15 protein-coding genes and 1 tRNA gene are annotated in these 22,184 nt (G+C 41.1%); 11 read left to right on the top strand and 5 right to left on the bottom strand.

Annotated features, from left to right (window positions below):
- Positions 1–31 precede the first annotated feature (31 nt).
- From ACESM0_RS04090 to ACESM0_RS04065, 6 genes are read left to right on the top strand one after another with little or no spacing between them, the layout of a single operon-like run.
- Complete coding sequence (locus ACESM0_RS04090; protein WP_372903914.1) at positions 32–1,618, top strand: NFACT RNA binding domain-containing protein; 1,587 nt, start codon at positions 32–34, stop codon at positions 1,616–1,618.
- Positions 1,615–2,166 carry a shikimate kinase gene (locus tag ACESM0_RS04085; RefSeq protein ID WP_372903912.1) on the top strand — a complete coding sequence of 184 codons (552 nt, stop codon included), beginning with the start codon at positions 1,615–1,617 and terminating at the stop codon, positions 2,164–2,166. Before ACESM0_RS04090 ends, ACESM0_RS04085 begins: the two co-directional genes overlap by 4 nt.
- The gene (gene aroB, locus ACESM0_RS04080; RefSeq protein WP_372903910.1) at positions 2,144–3,235 is read left to right on the top strand and encodes a 3-dehydroquinate synthase; all 1,092 of its coding nucleotides are present in this window, start codon (positions 2,144–2,146) and stop codon (positions 3,233–3,235) included. Before ACESM0_RS04085 ends, aroB begins: the two co-directional genes overlap by 23 nt.
- Positions 3,236–3,265: 30 nt before the next feature.
- Complete coding sequence (locus ACESM0_RS04075; protein WP_372903908.1) at positions 3,266–7,987, top strand: hypothetical protein; 4,722 nt, start codon at positions 3,266–3,268, stop codon at positions 7,985–7,987.
- A gap of 17 nt (positions 7,988–8,004) precedes the next feature.
- Entirely contained in the window at positions 8,005–10,161 is a 2,157-nt protein-coding gene (rnr, locus tag ACESM0_RS04070) for a ribonuclease R (protein WP_372903906.1), read from the top strand.
- A 21-nt stretch (positions 10,162–10,182) separates the two neighbouring features.
- Entirely contained in the window at positions 10,183–13,545 is a 3,363-nt protein-coding gene (locus tag ACESM0_RS04065) for a hypothetical protein (protein ID WP_372903904.1), read from the top strand.
- 82 nt (positions 13,546–13,627) lie between these two features.
- On the opposite strand, the gene ACESM0_RS04060 is transcribed toward ACESM0_RS04065, so the two are convergent.
- On the bottom strand, positions 13,628–14,074 hold the full coding sequence (locus ACESM0_RS04060) for a BrxA/BrxB family bacilliredoxin (RefSeq protein WP_372903902.1): 447 nt from the start codon (positions 14,072–14,074) through the stop codon (positions 13,628–13,630).
- A gap of 135 nt (positions 14,075–14,209) precedes the next feature.
- Here ACESM0_RS04060 and ACESM0_RS04055 point away from each other — a divergent pair, with 135 nt between their 5' ends.
- On the top strand, positions 14,210–15,028 hold the full coding sequence (locus tag ACESM0_RS04055; RefSeq protein ID WP_372903900.1) for a hypothetical protein: 819 nt from the start codon (positions 14,210–14,212) through the stop codon (positions 15,026–15,028).
- A 56-nt stretch (positions 15,029–15,084) separates the two neighbouring features.
- Positions 15,085–15,591, top strand: coding sequence for a hypothetical protein (locus ACESM0_RS04050; RefSeq protein ID WP_372903898.1), 507 nt, complete (start codon positions 15,085–15,087; stop codon positions 15,589–15,591).
- 79 nt (positions 15,592–15,670) lie between these two features.
- Here ACESM0_RS04050 and ACESM0_RS04045 read toward each other — a convergent pair whose 3' ends face one another.
- Positions 15,671–16,279 carry a superoxide dismutase gene (locus tag ACESM0_RS04045; protein ID WP_372903896.1) on the bottom strand — a complete coding sequence of 203 codons (609 nt, stop codon included), beginning with the start codon at positions 16,277–16,279 and terminating at the stop codon, positions 15,671–15,673.
- A gap of 206 nt (positions 16,280–16,485) precedes the next feature.
- On the opposite strand from ACESM0_RS04045, the gene sthA reads away from it, so the two are divergent.
- The gene (gene sthA, locus ACESM0_RS04040; RefSeq protein WP_372903894.1) at positions 16,486–17,931 is read left to right on the top strand and encodes a Si-specific NAD(P)(+) transhydrogenase; all 1,446 of its coding nucleotides are present in this window, start codon (positions 16,486–16,488) and stop codon (positions 17,929–17,931) included.
- 77 nt (positions 17,932–18,008) lie between these two features.
- Here the strand turns inward: sthA and ACESM0_RS04035 are convergent, their stop codons facing one another.
- A complete protein-coding gene (locus ACESM0_RS04035) occupies positions 18,009–18,713 on the bottom strand; it encodes a DUF429 domain-containing protein (protein WP_372903892.1) in 705 nt (234 codons plus the stop codon).
- 11 nt (positions 18,714–18,724) lie between these two features.
- Positions 18,725–20,500 (bottom strand): aspartate--tRNA ligase, encoded by a 1,776-nt coding sequence (aspS, locus tag ACESM0_RS04030; protein ID WP_372903890.1) that lies wholly within the window; start codon positions 20,498–20,500, stop codon positions 18,725–18,727.
- A 97-nt stretch (positions 20,501–20,597) separates the two neighbouring features.
- Between aspS and ACESM0_RS04025 the strand changes: the two genes are divergently transcribed.
- A complete protein-coding gene (locus ACESM0_RS04025; RefSeq protein ID WP_372903888.1) occupies positions 20,598–21,026 on the top strand; it encodes a hypothetical protein in 429 nt (142 codons plus the stop codon).
- 124 nt (positions 21,027–21,150) lie between these two features.
- Positions 21,151–21,792 carry a response regulator transcription factor gene (locus ACESM0_RS04020; protein ID WP_372903886.1) on the top strand — a complete coding sequence of 214 codons (642 nt, stop codon included), beginning with the start codon at positions 21,151–21,153 and terminating at the stop codon, positions 21,790–21,792.
- 262 nt (positions 21,793–22,054) lie between these two features.
- On the opposite strand, the gene ACESM0_RS04015 is transcribed toward ACESM0_RS04020, so the two are convergent.
- Positions 22,055–22,128, bottom strand: a tRNA-Met gene (locus ACESM0_RS04015).
- Positions 22,129–22,184 lie beyond the last annotated feature (56 nt).

Here is a 22,184-nt window from a genome sequence, read left to right as displayed (position 1 = left end):
TCAGGTTTAGTCAACTATTTCTCTCGCTCGAATGAATAACTTTTACGCTTTAATATATCTATCAAAGGAGTTAAATCCCAAATTTACAAGACGTAAATTTGAATTTAGTTACTCCCCACACAAGGATGTTTGGGAGGGATACTTCAGCTCGGATGACAGCACAGACCGACTCATTTTTAGCTCAAACCCTTCTGAGACGGCTATTTTTGCTGATAAATTCCGCGGTGCAAAAAAATCAAATGTCACTGAATTTTTTGATCGAATAAAAGATCAGAAAATTTTAACAATTGAGTTAGCCGATCAAGACCGGATCCTTACTTTAAGATTTGATGGTGAAGCAAAACTGGTATTTCAGGTTTTTGGTAATAAGCCGAACGTATTTTTAGTTGAGGATGGTACCGTTACTGAATCTTTTAAGGGAAGTGATGAACTGCTGGGTAAACCTGAACCGACTCCCCGCCCGCCAAAAGAGAAATCCTTTCCGGATAAGGAACTCTCGGCTAAACGGACGATCCTCCATTTTTATCCGGCATTTCCACGACACTTGGTACAACCCATTATTGAGCATTACGATTTAGAGAACAAATCGATGGAGGCTGCCAAAAATACTGCGGACCTGTTAGTTGATGCCATGCTTAATCGAGCAGAGTTCAGGGTTTTACAGGATGGCAATCTTTGCCTGATCCCCGACGATTTATTGCCGCTTGAAAATATGGAAACGTTTGACAACGTAAACGACGCCATTCGGTTTGCCTACTATAGGACATCCCGGGAGCGTAGACTTTCATCTCGTATTCAAACTTTTAAACCAAAGCTTGAAGAAACCTTAAAACGGAATGAAGCAACCATTGAGCAGTTGGAAAATGCCGAAAAAGGTTTGGAACGAGCCGAGAAGTATGAAGAATACGGGCACCTTTTGATGTCTCATGCTCACGAAAAAATTGATCAGGGAACGGAGTCTATCACGGTACAAAACTTTTATGATGACAATGAGCCCGTTGAGATTCCTCTTAAGCCAAATCTCAGTATTGCAGAGAATGCCCAGCGCTACTATGATAAGTCAGCAAAAGCAGTTAGAAGTGTGGAGGAATCAAAAAACAGGCTCAAAAAACTTAAAAAAGAGACGAAAAGCTTGAAATCAATCATTCGATCATTTAATGAGATTGAAAAAATTTACGAGTTTGATGACTGGTATAAAGAGAATGAAGAAGAGTTAAAGCGACTCGGCGTACTGTCAAAGGCTAAACAGGTTACTTCGCTTCCCTATAAGAGAACTTCAATTGACGGTTATGAAGTTTGGATCGGGAAAAATGCAAAAAGTAACGACCGTCTCACCACCGATGCACATAAGGAAGATGTTTGGCTTCACGCGCGTGGTGTTTCCGGTTCGCATGTGGTTATTCGAATGAATAATCTAAAAGAGATGCCTCCAAAACATGTAATTTTAAAGGCAGCTTCAGTAGCGGCCTGGCATTCTAAAGCTAAAGGGAGCAAACTGGCGCCGGTAATTGTTACAAAACGAAAGTACGTTACAAAGCCGAAAGGTGCGGCTACAGGCGCAGTAAGAGTACAGCGTGAGGAAGTTGAAATGGTAACACCACAAAAAGATTTTAAATGATTGACAATCTGCTGACGCAACCTCTTTTCTTGTGCGGGATGATGGGATCCGGTAAGTCTACAATTGGAAAAAACCTTGCGCAGAAACTCTCTGTACCCTTTCATGATCTGGATAATCTAATTGTGAAAAAAAGCGGTAAGAGTATTCCGGAAATATTTGAAAATGAGGGGGAAGATAGGTTCAGACAAATTGAAAAGGATCTGATTATTCAGTTTGCTCAAACAGCAGAAGGAATTATTGCCCTCGGAGGTGGAACACTGCAAAACCAACCGATTACAGACCACATTAAGCTGAACGGCTGGCTCGTTTTTTTGGATTGCAAACCCAGTACTCTTTACAATCGACTAAAAGAAAGTTCAAATCGGCCTATGATTTCAAGCTTGAGTAAAGAGAGTTTAAAATTGAAAATTACGACATTACTTAATGATCGCTTGAATTTCTATGAGCAGGCCCACTTCAGCGTAGAGTGCGGCGACAAGGATGTAGACACTATTTTGGAAGAACTGATTCAAAAATTAAAATTTTATGAGCAAAGGTATACAGGTTAAAACTTCTCAACAGTCTTACCGGGCTATCGTCGGAGAAGGGATTTTTGAAGAACAGATCAAGGAAATTTCTGACTCTTTTGAAGGGGATATTAATTTTTTACTGGTTGATGAGAATGTTGAAAAATATCACTCAAATATTATTGATCACGCTTTTGAAGCTGCGGGGAAAAAATTATTCATGATGTCTGTTCCCGAGGGAGAAAAAAGTAAATCGATCTCCTTCTGGAAAACCTGTGTAGAATTCCTTCTGGAAAACGGTGTCCGCCGCAATACACCCGTTTTTGTAATGGGTGGCGGGGTTACCGGAGACGTTGGCGGCTTTGCTGCTGCCTCTGCCCTTCGCGGAGTTCCGCTCATTCATATTCCAACCACTGTTTTGGCAATGGTAGACAGTTCAATCGGAGGTAAAACCGGAGTCAATCATTCAACCGGAAAAAATTTGATCGGAGCCTTTTATCAACCTCAAAAAGTAGTTGCCGAAATCGCTTTTTTAAATTCACTGCCGCGAAATGAATGGGCAAACGGACTCAGTGAAATTTTAAAATACGGAGCCATTGAAAGAGCTGATATTTTTGATAGAGCTACGTTTTTTCTGGAAGATGAAATATCCAAAATTTCCCGTGAAAAACTTACAGACCTTATTGCGGACTGTATTCAAATTAAAGCGGATATTGTGAAAAAAGATGAATTTGAAGGGAATATTCGAGCCTATTTAAACTTCGGACACACGTTTGCTCATGCTCTTGAAAAAGCTTGCGGCTATCAATCCATCAGCCATGGAGAGGCTGTTTATCTGGGTATGTTAGCAGCTATCGATCTTTCCAACCACTTTGGAGCCAATTTAAAACCCGATAAACTTCTAAACTATCGATCATTATACAGTTACAGAGTATCTAAAGATCAGTTATCTTTAGATGATTTGATGAATCACATGAAATTCGACAAAAAACGTACCAATCAACACATACGGTTCGTTCTGCTCAAAGAGTGGCAATCACCCATTCTAAAAGAAGTGGCGACAGACACGCTTATTCATCAAGCCTGGCAAACAGCTCTACAAGAAATCTGAATTTTTACTTTTTAAACCCTCATTACTTCTTTGATTTACCGATGGATATATAACATCTGGAGATTTTTATTAATCTCTGTTTCCGTAACAGTTGGGGTTGCTCTCTCTTTACTGATAATTGTAATAGGCGTAGTACAACTGCCGCAGTCTAAAGATTATTTAAAAACTCAAATTGAAAGCACTTTTAAGGAACAGTTTGAGGGATCTCTTTCCATCAACTCGATAGAGGGATTTTTGCCGTTTCAAATCAACTTTACGCGCGGTCAATTATATACCGGCGGCGATCTTTCGCATCCGGTAATTTCGTTCGAAAATGCGAAAGTGGTTATTGACTGGTGGGATCTGCTTCAGAAAAATCTGACGATAGATTCTTTTGAAATTCTGGAACCGGCAATACAGATTTCCCGAAACGAAGAAGGTTTGAACATAGCACAAATATTCGTTCAACGGTCTTCAGAAGATATATCTGCTCTACCAAGTGAAGACTCTAACTTGGACGATGATATCAGAATTTTTGATGAAATCAATCTTTATGCTCCTCGCTTGTCTATTGTAAATGGCTCTATACTAACTACTTCTGATGTTAAACTTCCCGATAACCTTCATTTACCAGATCCACTGAATGTATCGCAGCTTAGTGCAGAGCTTCTTCTTGAAATTACAGATTCCCAACTTTTCGCTGATATCTCAAATTTTAGTGCCAAACTACCTGATACTCCCTATGAGTTTGTAAGAATAGAAGGACAGTTTTACAATGATGAACGCTTCTTTGAAGTGAATGGATTGAACATAAGCACCGCAGAAAATGAACTTGATCTTAGTTTTGAAGCACAACCCGTGTCTCTGTTCAGGCAAAATAGCTCTTTAAAAGAACAGTTTTTGGATGCGGAATACCGTACTACTATTAATACTGCAAATTTCACCAACACTTTTGTAAGGCTCTTTCTACCTCAATTTCCGAACCTTGACGAGGACTTAAGTTTTGAAACTCAAGCGGAAGGAACGGCGCAAAACTTTTTCATAGACCGTTTTCAGGCTCTTTTAGGTGAGTCTGCCGTGATTGCTACAGCCACAGTCGAGAATATGTTCTCCGACGAAATCAACTACGACGCTCAGGTTGAAAATATCGTCCTGCAGCCCGAACAGTTCCAATGGATTTCTGACAACTATTTAAATCAGTTTGACACCGAGCTCTACCAGAACGCAATTATTAGGGGTGATTTATCTGGCAATTTGCAAGAAACCGGCGGCGACCTAAATATCGAAACAGAAGCCGGATCGCTGATATTTGATTTTTTTATGAATCACACAGAAGAGTCGGGGTATGAATTACTGGCTGAACTTGATTCATTAAATATCTCACCAATTCTGAAAGACTCTCTTTTGACAACCCGACTAAACGGACAAGTTGCTCTCGCAGGTTCAGGTTTCGATAAAAATGCTGATCTTAATGCCTCCGTTGATTTTTCCGGGAGTACCATTCGCGATTTTGATTTTCAGCAAATTATTGGTGAAGCAGATTATTCTAATGAACAACTCAATTATTCAGTTCAACTCGGAGATGAGTTTGGATCGCTTCAAGCCGATGGCCGTTACCTGGAAAGTGGCGAGTATCCGGAATTTAGTGTAGAAGGTTCTGTCGAAAGTTTTAATTTTGCCACATACACCGATTACTTCCAAACTGATGAAACGGATTTTAACGCAACATTTTCCGGTTCAATCAGGGGAGACAACATCGACACAGCACACGGACAAATCAGCGTAGAAGTAGACCGTTTTATCTATGGGGCTGACACACTGCGTTCACATCAATTATACGCCGATCTCAGTCCACCAAACCAACAGCCCAGGGTTTTACGATTTACCAGTTCTTTTTTTGACGGAGAAATTGAGGGGACGATCGCGCCTACTACCATTCAGGGTTTTGCAGCATACTGGAGCAACTATCTTCAGGAGCGAATCAGAAGAGAAGTACTTTTCGACCAGGATTTTGTATTGGCTGATTTAGAGTTTGATAAAGAATCTTTTGAGTATCCGGAGCTGGATCTTTCTCTTCAACTATCTGTGAAAGACCTGAACCTTTTGAGACACTACCTGCCAGATCTTCCTGAAATACAAAGTCGGGCCAGGCTTACTGCATCCGTAAATGCTTCCGACAGTTCGCTGCTCATGTCGGGAACACTTTTTGAGGAGAATTTTCAGTCGGGTGATGTTATGGCCAGAAATTTAAATACGTCCCTCTCTGCTGAGTTTAATTATGGTGAATCGATTCGTGATTTTGGGAATCTGGATGTTCAAATTAACAGTGGCGGGATTACTGTTAACGAAATGACCTTTTTAGATAGTTATCTCAATTTTTCGATGAGGAATGATTCACTTCAGCTACAGCAACAATTTGTGCGGGACGATAATATTGAACTGCAGTCAACCTTAAACGGTGCATTGAGCCCGGGTCAATTTGAAGTTACCGTAAATGACCTCCTTATTGGAACACCCCAATATAACTGGCGTTCTGATGGAAACTCTCAGTTTATCTACACAGATGACAATAAACTTACACTAAAGGACGTGCGCCTAACAAGCGACCAGGATTTGATTGAGATAGACGGTACATTCAGCGATGCTTTCGAAGATTCCGTTGACACTCGGATTGATAATTTTGACCTGTCTAGAATTTCTGATCTGATAGGTGGACGAGTCTCTTTTTCAGGAATCCTGAACGGTGAGTTTATCACTCGCTCTTTAACACAGATACCCAGCATTCAGGGTAATGTCAATGTTGAAGAAGGAAGAATTAATGGCAGGTTAATCGGAGATGTAGATTTAAACAGTGATTATAATTCCGAAGAAAACAGATTCGACACGAACGTTCGCGTTTTCACAGACCCGGAAAAATACTCCGGTTATATTGAGTCGAATGATGGTATTGGCCAGGATCTCAGACTAAACGGATATATTAAAATTCCGGATGAACAAACCAGCACCGAAGATGATCTATTCTATTTTGATGCCGATTTACGTGAAATCGATCTCTGGATAGTTGAGTTCATTGTACCCAATATTATTGAGTCTATGCAGGGACGAGGTGAGGGTACAGGATATATATCTGGTAACCGAACGGATTTCGACTTTAATTCAGATTTTACTGTAGATGAAGCGGTAGGTACACCCTTCTTTACAAATGTCGAGTATCAGCTTGGTGGAGAAATGAATTTCAACAAGAGTGACGGTTTAAACTTCACTGAAGTTCGATTAACCGACCACCGCGGTGGAACAGGAAGGTTAACCGGTATAGTTGACCTCAACGATTTTCAACCCGGTACCACCATGGACTTAACGATAGATCTGAACAATCTGCAGTTCATGAATAACTCCTACGACCCCGATGTACCATTTTATGGAAGTATGTATGGCACGGGCCAGGCTCAGATCACCGGATCAAATACCAATCCTTTTCTAAGAACAAACGGTGCAGTTTCAATCTCGCCCGATTCCAGAATATCCGTTCCACTTCAGGAAGAGACAGAATTTGAACAGGACAGACGATTTATCCAGTTTGTAGACACATTTGACCTATCCATACTGGAAGAGAGGTTACGGAGGCAGGCAGAAGAAGATGCCGAAAACGGCTCTTCACCCGAAGAATTGACGTTCATAGAGCTCTTCACCATGGATATGCAGTTTACCACTAACAATCCAATCAACGTTCAGTTGATTTTTGACCCTGTTACTAACGAAATTCTAAATGCAAATGGTACCGGACAGGTTCGGATTCTGCTCGAAGATCAAGACGTTAGCATGTTTGGCCGGTTCAATATCCAGGGAGGAGATTATCAATTTGTTAGTGGAGATATATTTACCCGAAGGTTTACCCTGGAAGAAGGCGGTTCGATTAGTTGGCAGGGTGACTTAATAGACGCCGGCCTGGACGTAACAGCAATTTACCGTGCGCGGCCTGTTATCTCTACGCTCCTGTCATCCAATGCAGCTTCAGCCACCCCGGAAAGTGGTCAACGAATCCCAATTGAATTGGTTCTGCAGATTGGCGGAACCATTACCCAGGTTCAGAATGAATTTTTCTTCAGAGCTCCAACCGGTATAGAAGGAACTATAGACCCTACGCTGGCAACTCAGATCAATAATCTGAATCAGAATGAAGAGGAAAAATTAATACAGGCAACCAGTATACTTTTAAGCGGTAACTTTATTCCATCGAGTCAGGCACAGGGCCTGAGCCTGGGTGAAGGTTTTTCCGGAACAGCGGCTGTTGTTAATCCACTGCTTTCGAGTCAGGTTATTAATCCACTTCTGTCAAATCAGATAAATTCCCTCCTCAGAAGTGACATTACTTTCGATATAGATTTAAACCTCACCGCTTTTAATGAAGTAGATTTAGGAGTAGCTTTGCGTTTGTTCGACGATCGTGTGATTTTACGACGTGAAGGACAAATAACCGGTGAACAGAGCGATATCGGAGATTTAGGTGCTACGTACAGAATAAATCGTACCTTTTCCCTTACGGCTTTTCACAGGCAGGATCCTACACTAAGTTACACAAGTAGTGTAGAGACGCGTCAAACACAGGAAATGAATGGCGTCGGACTCGAAGCCCAGGTACAGTTTAATACCTGGCAACAATTCAAACAGCGTATATCGAACGCTTTCAGAGGTTTATTCGGTTTAAATAAAAGGGATGAGGAATCGGAAAGTTCAGAAGATGATTCCGACGATTCAATTGCAGAAAATAATTAGTTAATAAATAAGGCAGAATGAGTAAAAAAGACAGATTAAGTTCTTTAGAAAAAAGAATCATAGAAATTTTAAAATCCTACCCAGACGCATCTATTCCAATCCCATTGCTTATGGATGCTTTATCTTTACCGAAAAAAGGAGAGGAAAAAATTAAGAAAGCCGTAAACCGGCTCAAGCAGCTTGGCCATGTATTTGTTACCAAAGGAAATCTAGTACGGCTGAATGAGGCTACTGAGGATGATGATAACGTTTACACCGGAACCCTGGATGTAACCAGCCACGGTGACGGTTATGTTGTTGTTGAAGGAAGAGATCAGGACATTAAAATCTCTCAGCGTTTTATGGGTACTGCTCTGAACGGTGATACAGTGAAAGTAAAACTTACCGGCTATCATAAGAAGAGCAATAAGCCCATGGGCAAAATTGAAGATGTTGAAGAAAGAGCTGATTCTCTTCTCGTGGGTACTCTAAAGGAAGTGGCTAAAAACACCTTTTTGATTGAAACCGACCCTCAATCCTCGCGGGTCGATTTTTTCGTGGACCCTAAAGACATGAATGATGCCAAACCCGGCGATAAAGTCACCTTCCGACTAATACAGTGGGAAGATGTACGGGGATACCCGCAGGCAAAAATTCAAAAATCATTCGGTCCTGCAGGCAGCAATGAAGCGAACGTACTATCGATCCTGGCTGAAAAACAGTTCGAATCTTCCTTCCAACCCGAAGTAGAGAAATTCGCCGAAGAGATACCGGAAAAAATTCCGGAAGACGAAATTAAACGGCGACGGGACATGCGTAAGGAAGTGGTTCTGACAATTGATCCTGCCGATGCGAAAGATTTTGACGATGGCCTTAGCATAGAAATACTCGACAACGGCAACTACTACCTTGGTGTACACATTGCGGATGTCTCACACTACATGCCAAGAAGTACGGTATTGGATGACGAAGCTATTGAAAGAGGTACCAGCGTTTACCTCGTTGATCGGGTTATACCGATGCTTCCCGAATATCTTAGTAATGGTGTTTGCAGTCTTCGGCCACATGAAGATAAACTTGCGTACAGCTGCTTTATGGAAATAGCTCCAAATGGTAAGCTAATTGACTACTCCATTGAAGAGACCGTCATTCATTCCAAACAGCGATTTGTCTACGAAGAAGTACAGAAGATTTTGGATGGAAATGCCGAACACCCATTTAAAACAGAGCTCAAAACACTTGAGAAACTCGCGAATATTTTATTAGATAAGCGCTTCAAACAGGGATCCATCAAATTCGAAACTCCTGAACCAAAATTTGTGCTGGATGATGACGGCAAGCCCGTTGATGTTATAGTGAAAGAACGTATTTTTGCCCATCGATTAATTGAAGAGTGTATGCTTATGGCCAATAAAACAGTCGCACTTCATACCGATTCGTTGCGCAAAAAAGTGCGGGGTGAGAAAACTGCCAAAAGTGACCATCCATTTCTATACCGCGTTCACGGTGAACCAGATTTAGAAAAACTGAATAACATCAAGGAAACAGCAAAACCCCTAGGAATACACTTTGACCTGAAAGGTGGTATTTCTTCGAAGAAGATTAATGACCTTCTCAAACAGGTTGAGGATACTTCACTCGAAAATATTATTAACGGGTTAATGTTGCGTTCAATGGCCAAAGCCGAGTACTCCCCAAAAAATATCGGGCATTTTGGGCTTGGTTTTAAACACTATGCACACTTTACCAGTCCAATACGCCGTTATCCTGATGTGATTGTTCATCGCCTGCTGAAACGCTATAATGCGGGATCAAGTGAATACACTTACGATCAGCTGGTTGAACTTGGTGAACATTGCAGCGAGAAAGAGCGTTATGCTGTAGAAGCAGAGCGTGATTCCGTCAAACTAAAACAAGTTGAATTTCTGTCTGATAGACTTGGCGAAGATTTTGTGGGTACTATAAGCGGTGTAACGGATAATGGTCTTTACGTTCAAATAAATGATATATACTGCGAAGGCATGGTGCGCGTTAGCGATCTAAAGGACGACTTTTATGTGTTTCACCCAAAATTGCACTGTTTGGTCGGTAGGTCAAAAGGTAAAAAATTTCGTCTCGGTGATACGATTAACGTAAAAGTTGTCAAAACAGATCTTGAAAAAAGACAGATCGACCTTACCCTGAGTGGTAATTAATTTTTAATAAACTGTGCGAATATGCAGACTCGATACAAATTTTTCCTGATTTTTCTGCTCACATTATTTCTAGGTACGGCAGTAACTGAACAGCTCTTTGCTCAATATTTCTTTTTTGGGAAAAATCGGGTTCAGTATGATACGTTTGATTGGCGATTCATTGAAACCGATCATTTCGATATCTATTACTACGATTCCGGAAATTATCATTTGGCTCAATTTACAGCAGAAACTGTAGAATCTTCTCTGAAACAGTTAAATCAGGATTTTGACGATCAACTGACGGATCGCATCCCTGTCATTATATACGATTCTCACAGCGATTTCTCACAAACAAATGTGGTGCGCCTACCCGTTGATGCTCAGGGAATTGGTGGTGTAACTGATAAATTCAAAAATAGAATGACTCAGCCCTTTATGGGTGATTATGCCGATTTCAGGCGGACTTTACAGCATGAACTTCTGCATGCTTACATCAACGACGTATATTATGGTGGTAATGTACAATCCATAGTCAGCAACAATATTCAGCTCCAGTTTCCACTTTGGTTCGAGGAGGGTTTGGCCGAATATTTAGCCCTGAAGTGGGACACTCAAACCGACATGTATATTCGGGACGCAATTTTAAATGATTACCTCCCACCCATTCAACAACTCGGTGGCTTTTTTGCCTATCGGGGTGGGCAGGCATTCTGGTACTATATTGAAGATCAGTACGGAAGGCCGAAAATTACTGAAATTTTACAGCGCATTAAATCAACCCGAAACATTAGACTCTCTCTGGTACAGTCTCTCGGTCTCGAAATTGATGAACTCTCCGAGCGCTGGCAGGAATATTGGAGACAAAGATACTTCCCCGAGGTTGCCGAACGTCAATCTTTGAGCAGCGTAGCTACTCAAATCACTACCAGGTCTCGATCAGGATCATACAATACGAGCCCGGCTATTTCGCCACGCGGCGATCGCATTGCCATGATCTCAAACCGACGCGGTGTATTTGATGTTATTGTAGTAGATGGCAGTAGCGGAGAACGCATCAAAACAATAGTGAGTGGTGCGGATAACCCTATGTTTGAGGAGTTAAATATTTTAAACCCAAATCTGAGTTGGTCACCGGATGGCAGTAAAATTACTCTTTCCAGTAAATCAGATGGCTCTTACAACTTAGCTATTGTCGATTATGAAACCCTAGACAGCGAGACCATCCGGTTTCCGAGTTTGGACGGTATTAATTCTGTAGCATGGTCTCCCGATGGAAATAAAATCGCATTCGATGGCAACAGGGGGCCCTATCAGGATATTTTTGTATACAATTTACAAACCGGTGATTTCCAAACCGTCACGAACGATGTTTTTACGGACGTTGAGCCCGCTTGGGGTTCAGATTCCGAGACCATTTACTTTGTATCCAACAGAGGTGGAGTATTACAACCCAATGCAGCCAAAGCAGGTTACTCAATCATGCAGGATGATTCATTTTACGAAACCGACCTGTACAGAATTCGTTTGGGAAACAACCGGATTGAAAGACTTACAAGCACACCGAAATGGTCAGAAAGACAACCCACTCTTACCCGTGACGAACGCATGCTTTTTGTTTCCGATCAAAACGGTATTCCTAACATGTATGAGTACGATTTAAACAGCAGAACAGTTTATCCGATTACTGATTTACAATCGGGTATCATGCAAATTTCTATTTCTGATGACGGTACAAGAGTTGCTTTTAACTCACTAAATGAAGGTTTCCCTGATATTTTTATGCTTCGTTCACCATTCGATAGGCGGATGAGTAGGCAGCTGACACCCAATACTTGGGCCCAGGAAAGAGCATCAACTACTCCCGGAGAGCGTGTACCTGCTATCAGTTATGCACAGGAAATGATTCAAAAAAGATCGCAGGGAAATGTTGTTTCAACCAGAATGCTACAAGATGCACCCGTTACCGGACACGACAGAATGATTGAATCGCGCCGTGACACAAGCGATCAAGACACTACAACACAAACTGACCGAATAGATTTTAGAAATTATCAGTTTGGTGAAGAGGTCGTACAGGATACAACCATTGAGCTTCGAGACGATCCCAGTAAGTTTGATCCTACCGCAAATACAACGGAAGAAGGACTCTTCCAACCTAAGGAGTACCGTCTGAGCTTTACTCCTGATTTCAGCTATGCTGCCGGGCAAATCAGCACATATTACGGAACATCGGCCTTTGCATTTGTAACGCTGACGGATCTATTTGGGGATCACGAAATTTCATTTGGCTCAAACCTTGAATTCGACCTCAGAAATAGTGATTACACTTTCCAGTACGGATATCTGAAAAATCGAACGAATTTCTTCACATCCTTTTTTCATCAATCCCGAAACTTTCAGACATTCAGTGGAGAACTGCTTCGTTTTAGAACATTTGGAGCTTCAGTCGATTTCCAGTATCCACTAAATCGATACCAAAGAGTTGATTATGGAGTATCCGGAATCGGATTGGCAAGAGACTTCAGTTCTATATCAGGTGTTGGATCAAGAAATTTAAGCAACGAAAGAAGTTACTTCCTCTATCCGCAAGTTACCTTCACCGGAGACTATACCATACCCGGATTTATTACTCCACGGGGCGGGAACCGTTACTCTATCAGACTCTCAGCCAGCCCTCCACTTTCTTCTTCAACACCTCAGTTTGCAACACTCTTAGGTGATTACAGACAATACTTCGACCTGGGCTCGCGATACTCTATTGCGCTTCGCGGTGCCGGGGCAGTTTCTTACGGACGCGATTCACAAACCTTCTTTATGGGTGGTATGTTGGGTTGGATTAATCAGAGATGGTCGGATGCAGAAATTCCATTCGAACGTCTTGCAGATACATTTTTCACACTTCCGGCAACTCCACTTCGTGGTCACGAATTCAATACCATATTTGGTGACAAATTCAGCCTGATCAATGCAGAATTTCGCTTCCCGCTCTTTGCGGCCGTACTTCCAGGTCCCATTCCAATTCTTCCGCTCTGGAATATTACAGCCGTAGCATTTGTGGATGCAGGTGCAGCATGGGGATTTGAAGTACCCTATTCCCGTTTTGTCGATCAGAACGGTGAACCGATCGTTTACTTCGAGAATGAATCTGGTTTAGATTGGAAAGTTGGCACAAAAAGAAATGAGTTTATTAACCCTCAAACGGGTCAGTTAAGAGAAGGTGATCCTCAACAAGGTGATATTCCGGCAAGCTTTGTGGACGGTGACATTCTGATTGGTGCGGGTTTTGGATTGCGTACAATACTGTTAGGCCTTCCCTTTAGATACGACATTGGGTGGCCATACCAGAGATCCGGTTTTGGAAGCGACCCGATTCACTATTTTTCGATCGGTATCGATTTTTAAGCAATATCAGTATTCAAAAACATAAAAAAACCTCATCTGATCAATATCGGATGAGGTTTTTTAGTTTTGGACAGATTTCAATCTATTCGTTTTCCTCGCCTGAAAAAGCATTATAAACCATCAACAAATCTTCGCCTACTTCTTCCTTCGTTCGTCCTTCAATTCTGTGACGGGGAATCATTGCTTTTATCTCGCCGTCTACAAAAAATGCGAATGCCGGTGAAGAAGGAGGATATTCGCTAAAGTACTCTCTGGCTCTTGCAGTAGCTTCTTTGTCCTGCCCTGCAAACACAGTTACCAAATGATCAGGCTTATGATCTGTTTTTTCCAAAGAAAGACTTACTGCAGGCCTTGCATTACCTGCTGCACAACCACATACTGAGTTAATAACCATCAGCATGGTTCCATCGTTGTACTCCTTCATGATGCGATCAACATCTTCAGGCGTTTTTAGTTCTTCTACACCTAAATCCGTAAGTTCTTCGCGCATCCACGAAGTATCGGGACCTACTCCAAATCCAAATTGCATATCTATGTGTTTTTAAATGCTAAATTTTATTTGTCTGAATATAACGATATTTCACTACAATATTTTAAACTGCGCAAGCGATTATCTATTGTATTAATGCTTCTGTAGTTCATTTAATTCATACAACCAAAAACAATGATTCTCCGTTTTAAAAACCTTTTAATTATACTCGTTCTGCTTTTCCTGGTATCGTGCGGAAGCACCAATCAATTTAATCCCACCCAATTAAACAGTTCAATCTCTGTTGATGGTAACTTGTCTGATTGGAATACCACCCAAACCTTATTCGATGATCGAGATCAGGCAAACTACTACTCGGCTTATGATGAAGATTTTCTCTATCTATTTATTGATATCCGCGGTGCTATGAAAGACATGTCGGTCAGAAGATCCGGTTTCACGGTTTACATCAGTGATGATGAAGATAGCCGGAAAAGTGTTGGTGTAAGTTTCCCGCCGGGAACGTTCAACTTACTTCGGGAATTTCCGGGGGCTTTTAGTTCCTTTACCCGAGATAGTGATTGGATGAGTAAACCGGAAAATCAGGAGTTGATAGAGAATTTGAATGAAGAGTTGTTTGACCGGGTAATGATTATTCAGAGAACCAATAGCAATGGTGATGCTTCATATGGTTTTATCGATTCTTCACAATTGGAAGTGGATGGAATGGAAATTTCGGTTAATACAGACAGTCGCACCATCGGGATAGAAATGAAAATTCCCCGGGATGGTTCGTCTATTTACGGATTTAGCAGTGATAAAGTCTGGCTCGGTTTTGCAATTGAACCGCCTGAATTTCGTATCCAGGAAAGTTCAGATTACTCTGCAACTACAGCCGGTAACAGGGGCCAATACGGTAACCGTGAGCGACCGCGCCGTACTTCAAACGCGGATATATCCCGTAATCTGGGACAAATGGAGCGATGGCATATCATCCAATTTGATGAAGATTGAGTTTTTTTTAGTTTGATTTTATATCTAAAAAATCTGTTCAATAAAAGCGAGTTAACATGAGATCTATCTTCTCAATCTTATTACTTCCACTCTTCATTTCAGGTTGCTCACTCTTTGGCAGTGACGAAGAACCGGCTGAGATCCTGTTCACTGTTCAAAACTTTTCAGCTGATGAACTATCAATTACAACAACAGGTTCAAAATCCGGCCTGAACATTACTAAAAGTAACTTCACAGGAAACGGAGATGATAGATTACCTGGATCAACCGAAAGTTTCAGCACGGATAATGAGGGGACAATGACTGTCAACTTTTCGTTTTTAAATGAAAACAGCGAACTGTCTGAAGGAGATTTTGAAATAGAACTGAGAGAAGACTGGCAATGGAGTGTAAATTTTCAAATAGATTCTGCTGATTACAATCCCCTCGATACCTGTTTCGGATGCCAATTTTATGAAAGCTTCGAATTAAATCCCATGGTACTCAGCAATTCTGAAACTGAAGCTGATTCTTTATACGTGGTAGTAGGTGGGAATTATATCAGTGAACCGGTAATCTACTAGGTCAAATCAAAAAATTTTGATAAAAAAAAGGCGTCTGAATACAGACGCCTTTTTAATTCGTTAACTATTTCAGGAAAACTTACTTAGCATCCTGATAGTTTTTCTCAACCTGATCCCAATTTACCACATTCCAAAATGCATTCAGGTAGTCAGGTCTTCTATTCTGATAGTTCAGATAGTATGCGTGCTCCCAAACATCCACTCCAAGAATTGGAGTAAGACCATCCATATACGGACTGTCCTGATTAGCAGTAGAAGTGACAACCAGCTCACCGGAGTCGTCTACGCATAGCCAGCCCCAGCCTGATCCAAACTGAGATGCTGCAGTTGAAGAAAATTCTTCTTTAAACTTGTCAAAGCTGCCAAATTTATCATTGATAGCCTCAGCTAAATCTCCTGAAGGATTTCCGCCACCGTTAGGAGACATTACTTTCCAAAACAGGTTGTGATTCGCAAATCCGCCTCCGCTATTGATCACTGCCTGTTTTTTATCGGCGGGAACCTCGTCAATTCGTTTTAGCACTTCTTCAATATCAAGATCCGCAAACTCATGACCTTCAAGAGCTGCGTTCAATTTGTTTGTATACCCTTGGTGATGTTTTCCATGATGGATTTTCATGGTCTTCTCATCAATATGCGGTTCAAGCGCATCGTAGTCGTAAGGTAAATCAGGTAATTCGAATGACATAAATTTATTCTCTTTTTAATTTAAGGTTTCTGCTTCGTTAACGCACTTAATCACATGGCGTTATATCCTATTATACTCAGACAAAAAATTACAGACAGAAAACGTTCCAACAAAATTTAAATCTTATTTGGTATTTTGTTTGATGTTGGAGGCTTTTGATAGCTAACTTCAGTCTTATTGCAGTTTTAAATAATCGAATACTTATTATGAGTTTTGACTACGACGTAATTATTATTGGAAGTGGCCCGGCCGGTTTCTCCTGTGCCATGCAGAGCACCAAATTTGACAAGAAAGCATTGATAGTTGAAGCAGATGACAATCACCTTGGAGGTTCGTGGCTAAATAAAGGAACCGTTCCCAGTAAAGCGCTAAGAGAGGCCGCCGATCTGATTCAGGATTTCCATTCTCAGTTTGGAGACGAAAGAGGTCGAAAACCCTACGAAAAATTTAAAATGGATGATTTGCTTAGCTATAAAAAAGTAGCTTTGGAAAGCAAAAATAAAAAAGTAAAAACCGACCTTATTAAAAATGAGGTTGAAACCGCTAGAGGCTGGGGGCAAATAATTGATGAACACACGGTCAAAGTAAAAACAAGCCTGAACCAATCGGTTACCTACACAACAGAAAATATTTTAATTGCTGTAGGAAGCAGTCCCGAACCACCAAAAAATTTCGATATTGATCATAAAAACGTTCTGGACTACAACTCCATTTTAAATATAACCCATATCCCCAGAAGGTTAGTCATTGTCGGGACCGGCGTTATAAGTTTTGAATATGCCACCATTTTCTCCTCACTTGGTACCACTATTACAATTTTAAACGATACGGACGAGTTTCTATCATTTCTCGACCATGAAATCAAAGAGGATGTTTCAAAAGTATTAAAGAAGAAAGGAATTTTGATTCATTCTATGGCAACCATCAAGGAAGTTAAACGCAATCCATTGAGAACCTGCACTGAAGTTATGTTTAAAACTCAGAAGGAAGACCGCTTACAGGTCTTGGAAACAGATCAGGTTTTATACGTTGGCGATAAGTCTCCGAATACTGAAAATCTTTTTGATAAGTCACTCGACATAAAACTTGATAAAGAAGGTTACATAAACACAGATGATAACTATCGCACCGGTGTGAAAAATATCTATGCAGCCGGTGATGTAACCGGAAATCCAACTTCAGCATCTACATCATTTGTCCAGGGAAGGCTAGCCGCTTGCAGTATGTTTGATATTCCTTCTAAAGCACCATCAGGAGACATTCCTTATGGCATCTATTCAATTCCTGAAATATCATATATAGGTTTGACTGAAGAGCAGGCTGAGGAACTTGGTATTAAGGTGTCCGTTGGCAGAGCCTATTACAAAAATCTGACCTATGCCGATATCAACCACAGAACAGACGGATTACTAAAACTAGTGTTCCGCACGGACAATCTGAAGCTGCTGGGTGTTCATATTTTTGGTGATCAGGCGACGGATCTTATCCATCTTGGACAGAGTATTATGGCTAAGGGTGGAACCATAAAATACTTTATAGAACATGTACTAAACTATCCTACCTATTCGGAAGCCTACAGAATTGCCGCATTTAACGGTGTAAACAGGGTCTATAAGGCGGGTGTTAAGTACAAAAATATTTTAAAAAAATAGTCCTTACATACTTCTTAAATAAAAAAACCGCAGAAATATACTCTCTGCGGTTTTTTTAATGTCTTCTAGCTATTTATCTATACGTAATGAATAGCCATAACAAGCCCTTCTGAGTCAACGGGGGGATCCTGTGGAATTGTTTTGATTCCCTTTTCAACCGATCGCTTTGCAGCAAGTGCCAGCGCCATGGAATCAACAATATCATCCTCATCAACCTGATTTCTGCGAAACTCCTCTTTGATATCTCGAAAGAAATCATCGGCTATCTCTTCACGATCAACAATTAATCCAAGGCGATGTCTCAGACCTTTTTTTGTGTTCTTTTTCTGATAAATCATCCCACCATTCAGATTCATAAAAATCAATTCAGGGTGACTTTCCAGCACAGATTCTCTCAATTCTTGATGTTCTGAAAGAACCTGATCCAGCAATCTGATTTTGGGTGTAATATTCCAGGCCTGAACTGTTAACTTTTTTTCAGTGTACTCGTAACTCTGCATGTTGGCTTCTACGTAAGAGGGAGCATGCAGAGCCGGCCGAATTGGTGGACTGAATACGCTTGGAGCGTACTCCGCACCCAACACTTTTCTCAGCTCTCTATCACACTCACGAGTATATTCTTCATCTTCGAGTCCGATAGGCATATCAATAAATACACGGTCGAACTCGTGAAGAGATTTCAGAAAATCTTCGTTATTTTCAATTATACGGTACTCCGGATTTTCGCCGAAAGTCGTAAGTATCCACCCCGCTTTACACCCGTCAATTCCTGCTGTTTTCAAATCCTTCTGAATTAGTTATTAGCTGTTTTTCGTAATGATATATGAAGCTCTTTCAGTTGCTCTTCATCCACTTCACTCGGGCTGTTATCCATCGGGCTTTGGGCCCGCTGGTTTTTAGGAAACGCTATAACGTCCCGAAGACTTTTTGCACCGGACATCAACATCACAATTCGGTCAAGTCCCAGTGCAACTCCCCCATGAGGCGGTGCTCCATATTTAAAGGCATCCAATAAAAACCCAAATTTCTCTTCGGCCTCTTGCTCATCGATGCCTAGTAACGCAAACATACGCTGCTGAAGTTCCCGCGTGTGAATACGAATTGATCCGCCACCGATCTCATTTCCATTTAGCACTAAGTCATATGCTCTTGCCTTAACTGATTTCGGATCAGACTCGAGTTTGTCTACATCTTCTTCTTTTGGAGACGTAAATGGATGATGCAGGGCGTGGTATCGTAAATCTTCCTTCGACCACTCAACCAATGGAAAGTCTGTAACCCACAAAAACTTGGTCCGATCTTTATCAATCAAATCAAACTGATTTCCTACAATAAGTCGTAATCCGCCCATCTGCTTATACACATCCGGCGACGGACCAGCCAGAATCAGAACCAGATCTCCATCCTCTGCATTGGAAGTATTGGCTATGTTTTCCATGGTTTCATCATCCAGAAATTTACCAACACTGCAGGTAATCTCTCCTTCGTTCAGCTTCATAAAAATCATACCAGCAGCTCCGGTTTCGGATGTAACTTTATCAGTCAACCTGTCCAAGGCACCTCGCCCCATGGTTCCTTCTCCCGGTACGGTAATCGAGAGAACGCGTCCGCCCTTATCAACGGTTGATTTAAAAATCTTAAACCCGGACTCTGCAACATCATCTGAGATATCGTTAATTTTTACATCAAATCTTAAGTCCGGCTTGTCGGATCCATAGGTAGTCATCGCTTCCTCATAGGACAGACGAGGAAATGGAGTTTGTAAATACACATCCAAATGCTTCTTCCAGATCTCTGCCATCAGTTTTTCATGCTCTTGATAGATTTCTTCTTCATCCACAAAAGACATCTCCACATCCACCTGCGTAAATTCAGGCTGACGATCGGCACGTAAATCCTCATCCCGGAAACACTTCACAATCTGGAAGTAGCGGTCAAATCCCGACACCATCAGCAGTTGCTTATACGTTTGCGGACTTTGAGGAAGTGCAAAAAACTTACCCGGATTTACCCGGCTTGGTACCAGATAATCGCGAGCACCTTCCGGTGTGGATTTCATAAGTACCGGTGTCTCCACTTCAGAAAAATCACGATCGTGATAAAAGCTCCGAATCGTATGGTAGACTTTTGAACGTAGAAACAAATTCTTCTGTAGCTCTGCCCTTCTGAGATCCAGGTAGCGGTGCTTCAGACGAGTCTCTTCGTTTGTTTTTAAATCATCCTTGATTTCAAATGGTGGAGTCTCCGCTTTTGAATAAACTTTCAAGTCACTTACTTCTACTTCAATCTCTCCGGTTTTCATTTCCGGATTGATGGTTTCACTGCTCCTGTTCAGCACTACTCCTTTCACACCAATTACGTACTCAGACCTTAACTCCTCCGCCAGAGAGTGAAGTTCGTTGTTCGTCTCATCAAAAACGATTTGTGTAATACCGTATCGGTCTCTCAAGTCGATAAAAATCACTCCGCCCAAATCACGGCGTTTAGATACCCATCCGTTTAAAACCACTTCTTTTTTCTTATCATCAATTGTAAGCTCACCGCAGGTATGGGTGCGTAACCAACTCATAAAATTCTGTTTAGTGTATTTAAAATCATTTTCTATTTAAGTTTGCTAAAATAAACAATATTGTAACCATTCGCTTATACCCATTTAGAAGTTTTTCATGGAAAATATCCTCTTAACAAATCTTTTCGCCTCGTTTTTTCTCTGCGGACTCATCTGGATCGTTCAGCTTGTTCACTATCCGTTCTTTAAATACGTGTCTAGTGAAAAATTTGATGAAGCCATGGGTTTTCACAGAAAGAAGATCTCTTTGATTGTTGTTCCGGTAATGTTTGCAGAATTATTGAGCTCTTTTTGGCTTGCATTCTTTTCAAACTCATACACAAATTATCACATCACCGGCTTCGTAACTGTCCTGTTAATTTGGGGAGTTACTTTCACTATTCAGGTTCCCCTTCACGGTAAGCTCTCACAAAGTACTGATCACCAACTAGTTGACAAATTGGTTCTATCGAACTGGATTCGAACCGCACTTTGGACAACAAAAGCAACAATCGGAATTTGGTTGTTGAAACTCTATTTAACTTAGTAAGTAATGGAGCTTCATTAGCTGTAATTAGTTAGAAACGAATAATTTTTCATCTAACATACTTTACTTTTTCAAATAATAAAGTATATTCAAAGTCCTTTTCAACGCAAGTTGGCTTTGGACCATGAATAAAATCAAGGTTTTGATTGCAGAAAATTTTGACATCTACAGGCATGGTTTGAGTAGTATACTGTCTGACTCAGCATCAATCTCTGATGTGATAGAGGTGAAATCCGCAAAAGAACTAGTCAGAGAGTACAAAGCCCACCCCGCTGCAGTATGTATTATTTCATCAAACCTGGAAGGCTCCAACATTCACGATTTGATGCAGCGCCTCGAAAAAATTGAGCCTAATCCAAGAGTAGTCATTCTAACCTACTCAACGGATGTAAACCATTTGAATCAGTCTTTAAAAGCTGGTGTAAAGGGCTATTTGATGAAAAACTGTTCAGCTAAAGAGCTCCTCATAGCTGTAAATGAAGTGGCCAAAGGGGAAAAGTCGTTCAGTAAGTCTATTTCTCAAATTATGGCAGACCGGTATGCTGATGAAGCTAAAAAGCCCTCAAGCGGAAATAAATTAACAAACCGTGAAACCGAAGTTTTAAAACTGATTGTGGAGGGACATACCAGTCCTGAAATCGCAAAAATGCTTTTCATCAGTCCCAGAACTGTTGAGACCCACCGGTCGAATTTGATGAATAAGCTAAAAATAAAAAATACTGCAGCACTTGTTAGGTATGCCCTTGAAAAAACTGAAATTGGCTAATCGCAATAAGTACGTAAAAATACGTAGACAAAATTACCCTCTTCTACTTATTGCGAGATCGACTTGATAAAAGTAAGTTACTTATGCAAATGGGGTAATAGCCGTCTGTAGATGATATTTAGCAGCCTTCTTTGATCGGAGGGCTGCTAATTTTTTTTTGTGGTTACTCATCAACAGCACTAGCTTCTCTTACTAAACTCTAAAACTGCTTTTCAAATCCAAAAAAAAGCCCAACCCAAAATGTTTTGAGTTAGGCTTTATGTATCGTGGGGCGGACTTGAACCGCCGACCTCCGGGTTATGAATCCGACGCTCTAACCAGCTGAGCTACCACGACATCTAAACAATAAAAAAATCAACACTTCAACATACTACACTATGCGGGCTTGAACT

The organism is Rhodohalobacter sp. (genome assembly GCF_041686455.1).
GTDB lineage: Bacteria > Bacteroidota > Rhodothermia > Balneolales > Balneolaceae > Rhodohalobacter.
The sequence above is the reverse complement of the archived record's forward strand: the minus strand, read 5'-3'. Positions and strand labels throughout refer to the sequence as shown.